Raw genomic sequence first — 8,628 nt, 5'->3', positions numbered from 1 at the left:
GGCGGGCGGGCCCGCGACCGGAGTCACGGGAGCGACGGGGGACACCACGGTGACGGCGGCGTCGGGGGACTTGGCGGCCCGGAGCCGTTCGGACAGACTCATCGCTTCTCTCCCCTGACTTCTCCCTTGTGCAGACGGTGTCGGCCCTCGGATCGGGTGGGCTGCGACACCTGCTGCCCTGGTGCTTCCGGCGACGCTGGAGTACCCGCAGTCGCGGTGGTGGGCGTGGGCTTGAGGCGGCCCAGGAACTTCCCGACCGCTGACGCCGACCTGGGCGCGCGCGCGGGGGAGGAGGTGAACCGACCCACCAGCTTCCTCAGGTGGGTGGTCACGGGGTCGCGCTTGTCGCTCTGCAACAGCGGGATGCCCTGGTTGACCGATGCGACGGCACCTTTGGACCGGGGGATCATCATGTCCACGGAAGCGCCGATGGTCGCCTCGACATCTGTCTTGGTCAGGCCGTTCTGGGTGTCGGCGAAGTTGAGGACCACGTGGCGGCCGGAGAAGACCATCCCGAGTTCACGCAGGATGTCGATCTCTTTCCGGAGCCCGCGTACCCCCGGCACGTCCATGCTCGTCACCAGGACCAGGTCGTGGGTGTTGTCGAGGACCGTGAGGGTGGGTTCGGTGAGTCCCGGTGCGGTGTCGACCACCACGTAGCGGAACTCCGAGGCCAGGGTCTGCAGGAGCCGGCTGATGTCCTCCATCCCCACCGAGTCCGCCTCGGCGGGAGAACCCGGCCCGCACACCACGTACAGGCCGGTCTCGTGCTGTGTGAGGAAGGTCTTGAGGACCATCGTGTCCTGCGCGGCCGGCCCGTGCACCACGTCCACCAGGGTGTATTCCGGCGCGAGGTTGAGGGCACTGCCCACGTCGCCGAACTGGACGTCGAGGTCGACCAGGACGGTGGAGTGCGGGTCGGAGCGCGCCAGCCCGACGGCCAGGTTGGTGGCGACGGTGGTCTTGCCGACGCCGCCCTTCGGCGAGGCCACACTGATGACCCGACCGGGCTGGGTCTCCGATCCGTTGACCCCGCCTCCGGGGCCGACACCGGTCCCGGCTTGGCGGGTTACGGCGGTGCGGCGGGCGCGTTCGAGGACCCATCCGAGCTCGCCCGGATCGGCATCGGGGTGCACGATGTCGCACACACCGGCCCGCATGGCCGCGAAACCGATCTCCTCGGGCCGGTCGCTGACCAGCACCACCGAGATCCCAGTGTCGTCGGCGCGGAGTCCGGCGGCCACCTCGAGTGCGGTCGTCTGGTCGCGGGGGCCCGCGTCGAGGACGATCACCGACAACGGCTGCGCGCCTTGCGTCATGGCGAGCATCCGCGCGGGGTCGGACGGGAGCGGACCGAGGGGGAGGTCCACGAGATGATCTCCCACCACGGACCGGACACGGTCGCGGAGATCGGCGGACTCGGTCAGTACTGCGAGGCGGCTCATTGGTACACGTTCCCTGGGGTCACGATGCGGGTCCCTTCCTGGGGCACCTCGGGTCCTTCGACGGACAGCCAGATCGTTCCGTGTTCGGCACCGAACACGATGGTCTCCGCGTCGCGGGCGTTGACCGCAAGGGTGACGATCATCCCGCCGTCGGGCATCGCCGCGGCGGCGGGGTCCGCGTCCGACTCGGCGTCGGAAGGTGGGGTGATCCCGCCCTGCACCCGCAGGACGAGGATCTTGTGCAGGACGAGGTGGGTCTCGTTCTGGGGATTCCCCTTGGAGATGAACACCCCGACGGTGGCTCCCGGGGTCAGCGTTCCGCCCAGGACCCGCGGCGCGGCGAGGGGGATCGAGACCTGGTGGAGGCCCGGTGGGGCCGGGATCTCGCCGGGTCTCAGGATCGAGGCCGGGTCGGCGAAGCGGCCGGCGAGGATCTGCTCGCCCGGCTGCAGAGTGGTCACGGCCACCAGACCGTCGAGCTCCGCGAGGTCGGTCACGGCTCCGGGACCCACCGCCGCCGCGGGGATGTTCTCGGCGGCGACGAGCTCGCCAAGGGCCTCGGTCGGGGTGCCCTCGGCGATCGGGCCGGTGGCCACCAGCACGGTGACCGGTTCCATGTCGGCCATCGCGCGTTGATCGGCGTTGTTGACGTAGCTGATCAACACCACGGCGCCGAGCACCGCGAGGAGGACGGCGGCGACGATGGCCACGACACGACGGTTCACTGAGGACTCACTTACCTATCGGGGGAGCAGGGCCACCACGGAGGCGCCCATGTCGGGGGCGGTCGGCCCGTAGTCGAAGTCGTCGGACAGATCCACGAAGCGGGTGAAGTACCCCTCGATGCAGCGTTCGTTGCCGCGGCAGCTGGAGTTCCATTCGCGACCGGAGAAGCGGTAGCCGGTAATCCGGAAGGCGGCATAGCCGTACACGCGGTACCAGGCGTTGCTGCCGGAATCCCCGGACTCATCGAAGACCGGGATGAGCACGGTCGCGTTGCGCAGCGCGATGAGGTCGGCGTCGGTACAGGCGTTGGGGACCGAGTTGCCGGGGTCGCTCCAGAGGACCTCGTTGATCCGGTTGGCCACACTGCACCTTCCGGAGTTCGCCGCCAGCCACCCGAATCCGCCCGGCACGTGATTGCCGGAGGGGCCCGTGCACCCGTTCGCACCGGCGGTCTTGGAGGCGTAGATGGTGCGTCTGACGGTTCCGGACGGCATCCCGCCGCCGGTCTGCGCCCGGAAGTCACAGAGCGAGAAGGTCAGGGGGAGTACAGCCCTGCCGCCGGTGGGGGCGCCCCACCCCGTCGTGGCCGTCGCCGCGATCGCCGTCTCGTTGATGCCGAGGACGGGGGCGAACCAGTGCTCGCGGATCCCCGAGCCCGTCACGGACACCCGCCCCGAGGACGGTGTGGGGACCGGTACCACGCCGGCGGTCGCCTCCGCGTCGATGGTGTTGGCGGTGAGGAACTGCTGCGCAGTGTCGCGCGGGGTGCGGCAGTTGCCACGCGCACAGTCCTGGGCGATCGCCAGGGCTGCCGCGTCGGCGCCCGTCTGGAGCTGCTGCCGCTCGGAGTGGACGGAGGCGATGTCGATGGAGATGGCGGCGAAGCCGATCAGGGGGATCATCAGGAGCGCGACCATCACGCTGACGGCCCCGCGGTCGTCGTTCAGCCGTTGCATCGCATGGTCCCCCTGCCGGTCAGGGTGAAGTCGTCGATCGGGAGGAACCCGGAGAGCAGTTCGAGCGGGTAGGTGATGGTGACCGTGGCCGTGCCGGGTGGCGTGGTCGCGGTGGCCGCGCAGCTGGTGGGGGTGACGCTGATCGTCGCCCGGGTGAGGTCCAGCGTGTTGGCGGAGTTCCGAGTGGCGGTCCGCGCCGCGGTGACGCTGTTCTCCAGGGCCATCACCCGCACGCCGTCACGAGCAGCGTTGGAGAGCGTGGTCTGGATGTTGTAGGCGCGGCCGAACTCGATGATTCCCAGGACGAGAGCGAGGAGGACCGGCACGACCAGAGCGAACTCCAGGGCCGCGGCACCGCGGTCGGAGGAAGTTCTGGTCATGACGGTCCTCGAGAGGGTGAGGGGCGAGGGGCGAGGGGTGACTTGAGACGGCTCCGGCGCAGCGCCCGAAGGTTGGGCGCCGCGCCGGAGGTCGAGACGGTTCTTAGGTGGCGGCCGGGGCGTTGGCGGCACCGCTGGGAAGACGGCCAGCGATGTTCTCGAACAGTGTGTTCAGGTTTCCGCCGAGGAGGATGACTGCCGCAATGATCGCCACCGCGATGAGCCCAACCATCAGGCCGTACTCGACGGCCGTAGCGCCACGGTCCTTGCGGTCCTCGAAGCGATCGCTCACGAGGGCGTAGAGCGTGAAGTAGTAAGCAGCAACCTGGCTCATGATGAACCGTCCTTTGGTGCGGGGGTCGGTTGACCCGAGGGGAAGGGGGGCGTCCGATCCGGTGCGAATCAGTGACGAGAATCACTATGGCACACGAGTCAGGTTTGTCAAAACAAACTGATTAATCCGTTGCCTCAGTTCACCCCGCCGCTTCGCCCAGGCGCGGTTTGCGACGGTCCCGGGACTGGTCCTCGGATGCACTCGATTCAGGGTGAATAGCAGACCTATGCAACTGAACAGCGCAAACATCTACCAGCACAGCGATTCTCATCGCTGGTGCACAGAGTCGGGCGGAGGGGTGGCGGAGGCACGAATCCCGCAGTCTCGACAGTTGACTGACATGTCATGGTGCTTCTGGGCGGAAACTCTAGACTGTGAGAACCTTAAGTCGCAACCTAGGTAAGCCTAAGTCGCGTCCCGTCGAGGCTCGGGCTGGCCTCAGGGGGCGCGAGGCAACCGGGCGTGTGAGAAGTGCGAATCGTTGCCCAGAGGGGCGAGAAATCAGCGCAGCAGGCCGAAGAGGCGTCCGCCCCGGTGCTCGTGGCGCGAGAGCGCGGACCCGAGGAGGTCGGCGTCATGCTCGTGGTCGATCTCTGCGCCGGCGAGGCGCCCCACCGTGCGTTCCCAGAGCAAGCCCTCGTACACCGCGAGCAGATCGAGGGACGCGGCGGCGGGGTCGCGCAGTCCGGCCGCGTCGAGGGCGCCGGTGAGGTCGCTCGGGTCGAGAAGGGCGGCCACGAGATCGGTGGTGTCGTCCTTGCCGGTGAGTTCCATGATGAGTGCGGAGCGGGCTGCCAGTTCTCCGCGGTAGTCGGCGAGGAGGCCCTCGATCATCCGCGTGAGCGTCGACAGAACGTCGTCGGCGTCGGAGGAGGCGAGTTCCTGGATACCGGAGACCTCGACGAAGCCACGCAGGAGCGAGGTGAGTCGGTCGACGGTAAGGGAGAGGAGCTGCGCACGGGTTCGGCAGTAGTAGGAGGTGGAGCCCGAGGGCAGTCCGGCCTCGGAGTCGACGGCGCGGTGGGTCAGCGCCCGGACGCCGTCCCTGGCCACCACCTCGATCGCCGAATCGGCGATCAGCATGCGCCGGTCCTCCATGGTGGCTCCCGTCGTCGTGGTACTCGGTCGCTCGGCTCGACCGCTGTAGCGCGGGCTGGCCGACTAGAGGGTCAGCCTATCGCCGGGATCCCGATCCTGGATCGAAATAACTGCACGCCCCGCCACCGGTTTCGGTGACGGGGCGTCTGAGGAACGGTCGGGCAGGTCAGGCCGCGGAGGCGAGCTTCCGGGCGCGACGCCTGGACGCGTACCTGAGCGCCGTCTGCAGGCCGGCCCGCTGGCCCTCCTCCTGTGCGGGAAGGGGTTTGGGTAGGTCGGCGAACATGCGCTCGGAGTGGGTCTCCGGGGCGTCGTCGGACGTGCGCTGCAACATGTGATCGGGCAGCGACATCTTGGCGATGGTCCGCCACGCCTTGAAGTACTGCACCGGCAGCGGGCCCGCCACGTACGGCAGGTCGTACTTGCGGCACACCTCGCGGACGCGGACCGACGCCTCGGCCAGTCGGTTGGAGGACATGTCGGGGTAGATGTGGTGCTCGATCTGGTACGACAGGTTGCCCGAGAGGAAGTCGATCACCGGTCCGCCGGTGAGGTTGGCGGAACCGAGCATCTGCCGCAGGTACCACTCGGCGCGCGTCTCGTTCTCCACGTCCTTCTTGGTGAACTTCTCGGCGCCGTCGGGGAAGTGCCCGCAGAAGATCACCGCATTGGTCCAGACGTTGCGGATGCCGTTGGCGACGAGGTTGGCGGTCAGCGTGGACTTCCACCCCCTGCGCGAGAGCGCCGGGTAGAACACGTAGTCCTTCGCGAGCTGGCGTCCCGCCTTCCGCGCGAACAGCCGGAGCTTGTTCATCGTCTCGGGGCGGTCGTCACGCCCCTTGGCGACCCTGCCCAGCTCGAGGTGCTGGATCCCGACACCCCACTGGAACAGCAGTGCCAGGGCCGCGTTGTAGACGAGGTTGCCGTAGAAGTACGGGTGCCAGCGCTGGTCACGCGTCACGCGGAGCACGCCGTACCCGACGTCGTCGTCCAGGCCGACGATGTTGGTGTACTTGTGATGGATGTAGTTGTGGGTCTGCTTCCAGTGCTCGGACGTGCCCACGATGTCCCACTCCCACGTGGTGGAGTGCACCTCGGGGTCGTTCATCCAGTCCCACTGCCCGTGCATGATGTTGTGCCCGAGCTCCATGTTCTCGATGATCTTCGACAGCCCGAGGGCGCCGGCGCCGATGGCCCACGCGGTGCGATTGCGCGAGCCGACCATCAGCAACGCGCGAGATCCCACCTCGAGGGCGCGCTGGAAGCGGATGGTGTTGCGGATGTAGGCGGCGTCCCGCTCGCCGAGGGAGCCGATGATGTCCTGGCGGATCTGCTCGAGTTCCTCGCCGAGGGCCTCGATGTCAGCCTCGGTGAGGTGTGCGAATTCCGGGATGTCCGTGATAGCCATGAACCTACGGTACCGTAGGTTACGGTCGCGTAGGTAGGGTTAGGTCGTGGGTCACACCGTTCCCCGGGCCTCGCGCTGCGGCGGGACCGTGGCCGGGCGGTGGCAGAACAGTGGCGCGGGCGCGTGATCGGGGCCGCAGCGGGGCGGTTTCGGCCCAGATTATGACGCGCTGGCCAGCGGTGGAGCGCGACGATGCGACATCATTTGTCACGGTTGTGTAACGTCGGGTGGGTTCGCGACGACATATGGGATGTCACGCGCCACGGCCGGCTCGAGGGGTCCCTCGAGCCCGGGCGGCGGCACGCGGGACCACCAGACCGCCAGCTACGCCAGTACGCTTCGAGTACGACACACAAGGGGACACATCATGAGCAGCGCCAACGACATCTTCCTGCAGGCCATCCAGCCCGTCGTCGACATCTTCTGGACCCTGGTGTGGACCGCCACCGGTTCGACCGTGAGCGTTCCCCGCCCGGTGTCGCCCACCCCGTCTGCCTGATCGGTCGCCGCCGGGTACTCGTCCCGGCCCACCGCGACGACGGACCGCAACGGCCCGCCTCTCACCCGGGAGGCGGGCCGTTGCGTGTTCGGGCCGTCGTGTGTTCCGGGTCGTCAGAGCCCGAACTTCTCGCTGCCGCCGAGGTCGATGGGAATGGAGGCTCCGGTGATGCCCGCTCCCGCGGCGCTGCAGAGGTAGACGGCCATCGACGAGATCGCCGACGCCTCCACCCATGGTTCGGGCAGTTGGTTCATCCCGCTGAAGGTCTCGGCGGCGTCCTCGAGCGTGGTGCCCTCGCCCCCGGTCATCATGGCGATCATCGACGGGTTCTCGATCATGGGGGTGCGGACGTTTCCGGGGTGGAGGGAATTGCATCGCACTCCCGAGAAGCCCAGCTCGCCCGCCAGTGACTTGGCCAGCCCACGGACCGCCCACTTGGAGGTGGTGTAGCTGGAGGTGAACGGCGCGCCGCGCAGGCCCACCATGGAACTGATGATCACCACGCACCCGCCCCGGCCGGTGGCCAGGATGTGCGGGATCGCGGCCGTCGTGGTGACCCAGGTGCCCTTGAGGTTGATGTCCAGAGTGGTGTCCCACTCCTCCTCCGAGCGTTCCCAGGAGGCGGCGGGCTCGGGGGAGACTCCGGCGTTGGCCACCACGAAGTCGAGTCCGCCCAGCTCGGCCACCCCAGCCTCCACGGCGTCACGCATCCCTTGGAGGTCGCGGACGTCGACTTCGGCGGTCACGCACCTCCGCCCCAGCGCCCGGACCGCCTCGGCGGTCGCCCGCAGGTCCTCCGGGTCGGCCATCGGATAGGGCACCGTCTCGATATCGCGACACAGGTCGACGGCTATCACGTCGCATCCAGCGGCCGCGAACGCCTCGCAGTGGGCCCGGCCCTGCCCGCGGGCGGCACCGGTGACCAGCACTACCTTTCCGGACAGTTCGGGCGGGGTGGCGGTGGGGCTCGACATGGTGGGAGTCCTCCTGTGATCGGTGGCGGCCCCTGCGGGGTCTTTCGCCCTGCGGCATGCTGGAAGTCCGACGTTTACATAGTGATAGGTAGTGATCATCATGCTCGAACGGACTCTGGTCCTCGTGGATACCTCGTATCTCTTGGCTAGCTTCTACAACTCGTGGGAGGAGGGTGCACGCGGCCAGTTGGAGATATCCCTGGCCACGGTCGTGCACCGTTTAGATCAGGTGGCCCACGGTCTCGTCGACCAGCCGGTACAACGGCAGAACTGGTACGACGGTATTCCGGATTCCGGCCCGCACCGGTACCAGCGCACGCTCCGGGTGATCGAGGGCGTGCAGCTGCGTGCGGGGCAACTGATCGAGTGGGGTGAGCGGCGCACTCAGAAAGCCGTGGACACACTTCTCGTCGCGGACATGATCCAGGCCGCTTACAAGGGCCAGTGTTCGGACATGGTGCTGGTCACCGGTGATGCCGACATGATCCCCGGGGTCCGGGTCGCCGTGGACGCCGGGGTGCGGATGCATCTGGTGGGCTTCGGGTGGGACTCCATCTCCTCGGCGTTGCGACACGCCTGCGACACCACGCTGGTGCTGGATCCGCGCACGGATTTTCACGACGCCATGCAGATCAGGGTTCTGGAGGGGCCGATCCCGCCCAAGGTCCGGTCCTCGTCCGAGCGTCCCACCGCACCGGGTGATGACGGCAGCGAGCCGGAGGGCGAGGAGTCGGTGGGGATGGTAGAGGTGGATCTGCGCCCCGATCGTGCGTCCGCCACCTCGGTGGCCGATGAGACACGCCTGACG

Annotated in this window: 10 protein-coding genes; 2 read left to right on the top strand and 8 right to left on the bottom strand. The window is 68.1% G+C overall.

Translation table 11 applies throughout. The annotated features are described in order from the left end of the window. Positions 1–98: 98 nt before the first annotated feature. The 7 genes from G6026_RS12935 to G6026_RS12905 form a co-directional block, all read right to left on the bottom strand. Positions 99–1,445 (bottom strand): AAA family ATPase, encoded by a 1,347-nt coding sequence (locus tag G6026_RS12935; protein WP_182613415.1) that lies wholly within the window; start codon positions 1,443–1,445, stop codon positions 99–101. After that, positions 1,442–2,155 (bottom strand): Flp pilus assembly protein CpaB, encoded by a 714-nt coding sequence (gene cpaB / locus G6026_RS12930; protein WP_309230192.1) that lies wholly within the window; start codon positions 2,153–2,155, stop codon positions 1,442–1,444. The genes G6026_RS12935 and cpaB overlap by 4 nt, the downstream gene beginning before the upstream one ends. Before the next feature lie 30 nt (positions 2,156–2,185). Continuing rightward, complete coding sequence (locus G6026_RS12925; RefSeq protein ID WP_182613413.1) at positions 2,186–3,127, bottom strand: pilus assembly protein TadG-related protein; 942 nt, start codon at positions 3,125–3,127, stop codon at positions 2,186–2,188. Continuing rightward, entirely contained in the window at positions 3,115–3,507 is a 393-nt protein-coding gene (locus G6026_RS12920; RefSeq protein WP_182613412.1) for a TadE family protein, read from the bottom strand. Before G6026_RS12920 ends, G6026_RS12925 begins: the two co-directional genes overlap by 13 nt. A 103-nt stretch (positions 3,508–3,610) precedes the next feature. Then, the gene (locus G6026_RS12915) at positions 3,611–3,841 is read right to left on the bottom strand and encodes a Flp family type IVb pilin (protein WP_182613411.1); all 231 of its coding nucleotides are present in this window, start codon (positions 3,839–3,841) and stop codon (positions 3,611–3,613) included. A 501-nt stretch (positions 3,842–4,342) separates the two neighbouring features. Continuing rightward, positions 4,343–4,939, bottom strand: coding sequence for a transcriptional regulator (locus G6026_RS12910; protein WP_107757493.1), 597 nt, complete (start codon positions 4,937–4,939; stop codon positions 4,343–4,345). Positions 4,940–5,105: 166 nt separating this feature from the next. Beyond that, positions 5,106–6,347 (bottom strand): acyl-CoA desaturase, encoded by a 1,242-nt coding sequence (locus G6026_RS12905; RefSeq protein WP_182613410.1) that lies wholly within the window; start codon positions 6,345–6,347, stop codon positions 5,106–5,108. A gap of 367 nt (positions 6,348–6,714) precedes the next feature. Here G6026_RS12905 and G6026_RS17825 point away from each other — a divergent pair, with 367 nt between their 5' ends. Further along, positions 6,715–6,846 (top strand): hypothetical protein, encoded by a 132-nt coding sequence (locus tag G6026_RS17825; protein ID WP_255412657.1) that lies wholly within the window; start codon positions 6,715–6,717, stop codon positions 6,844–6,846. Between the two features lie 113 nt (positions 6,847–6,959). Here the strand turns inward: G6026_RS17825 and G6026_RS12900 are convergent, their stop codons facing one another. Beyond that, the gene (locus tag G6026_RS12900; protein ID WP_182613409.1) at positions 6,960–7,820 is read right to left on the bottom strand and encodes a mycofactocin-coupled SDR family oxidoreductase; all 861 of its coding nucleotides are present in this window, start codon (positions 7,818–7,820) and stop codon (positions 6,960–6,962) included. A 100-nt stretch (positions 7,821–7,920) separates the two neighbouring features. Here G6026_RS12900 and G6026_RS17435 point away from each other — a divergent pair. Beyond that, positions 7,921–8,628 (top strand): NYN domain-containing protein (locus G6026_RS17435; RefSeq protein WP_241728073.1); only part of this gene is annotated, 708 nt, incomplete at its 3' end.

Origin of the sequence: Dietzia sp. DQ11-38-2, assembly GCF_014145055.1 — a bacterium.
In the GTDB taxonomy this organism is placed as follows: Bacteria; Actinomycetota; Actinomycetes; order Mycobacteriales; family Mycobacteriaceae; genus Dietzia.
Note: the sequence above shows the minus strand (reverse complement) of the source record. Positions and strands in the feature narration are given on the sequence as shown.

What these genes read in the sequence shown, in the direction of transcription:
- G6026_RS12935 (WP_182613415.1), bottom strand. Translation starts at nt 1,445, where the DNA reads ATGAGCCGCCTCGCAGTACTGACCGAGTCCGCCGATCTCCGCGACCGT.
- G6026_RS12925 (WP_182613413.1), bottom strand. Translation starts at nt 3,127, where the DNA reads ATGCAACGGCTGAACGACGACCGCGGGGCCGTCAGCGTGATGGTCGCG.
- G6026_RS12920 (WP_182613412.1), bottom strand. Translation starts at nt 3,507, where the DNA reads ATGACCAGAACTTCCTCCGACCGCGGTGCCGCGGCCCTGGAGTTCGCT.
- G6026_RS12915 (WP_182613411.1), bottom strand. Translation starts at nt 3,841, where the DNA reads ATGAGCCAGGTTGCTGCTTACTACTTCACGCTCTACGCCCTCGTGAGC.
- G6026_RS12910 (WP_107757493.1), bottom strand. Translation starts at nt 4,939, where the DNA reads ATGGAGGACCGGCGCATGCTGATCGCCGATTCGGCGATCGAGGTGGTG.
- G6026_RS12905 (WP_182613410.1), bottom strand. Translation starts at nt 6,347, where the DNA reads ATGGCTATCACGGACATCCCGGAATTCGCACACCTCACCGAGGCTGAC.
- G6026_RS17825 (WP_255412657.1), top strand. Translation starts at nt 6,715, where the DNA reads ATGAGCAGCGCCAACGACATCTTCCTGCAGGCCATCCAGCCCGTCGTC.
- G6026_RS12900 (WP_182613409.1), bottom strand. Translation starts at nt 7,820, where the DNA reads ATGTCGAGCCCCACCGCCACCCCGCCCGAACTGTCCGGAAAGGTAGTG.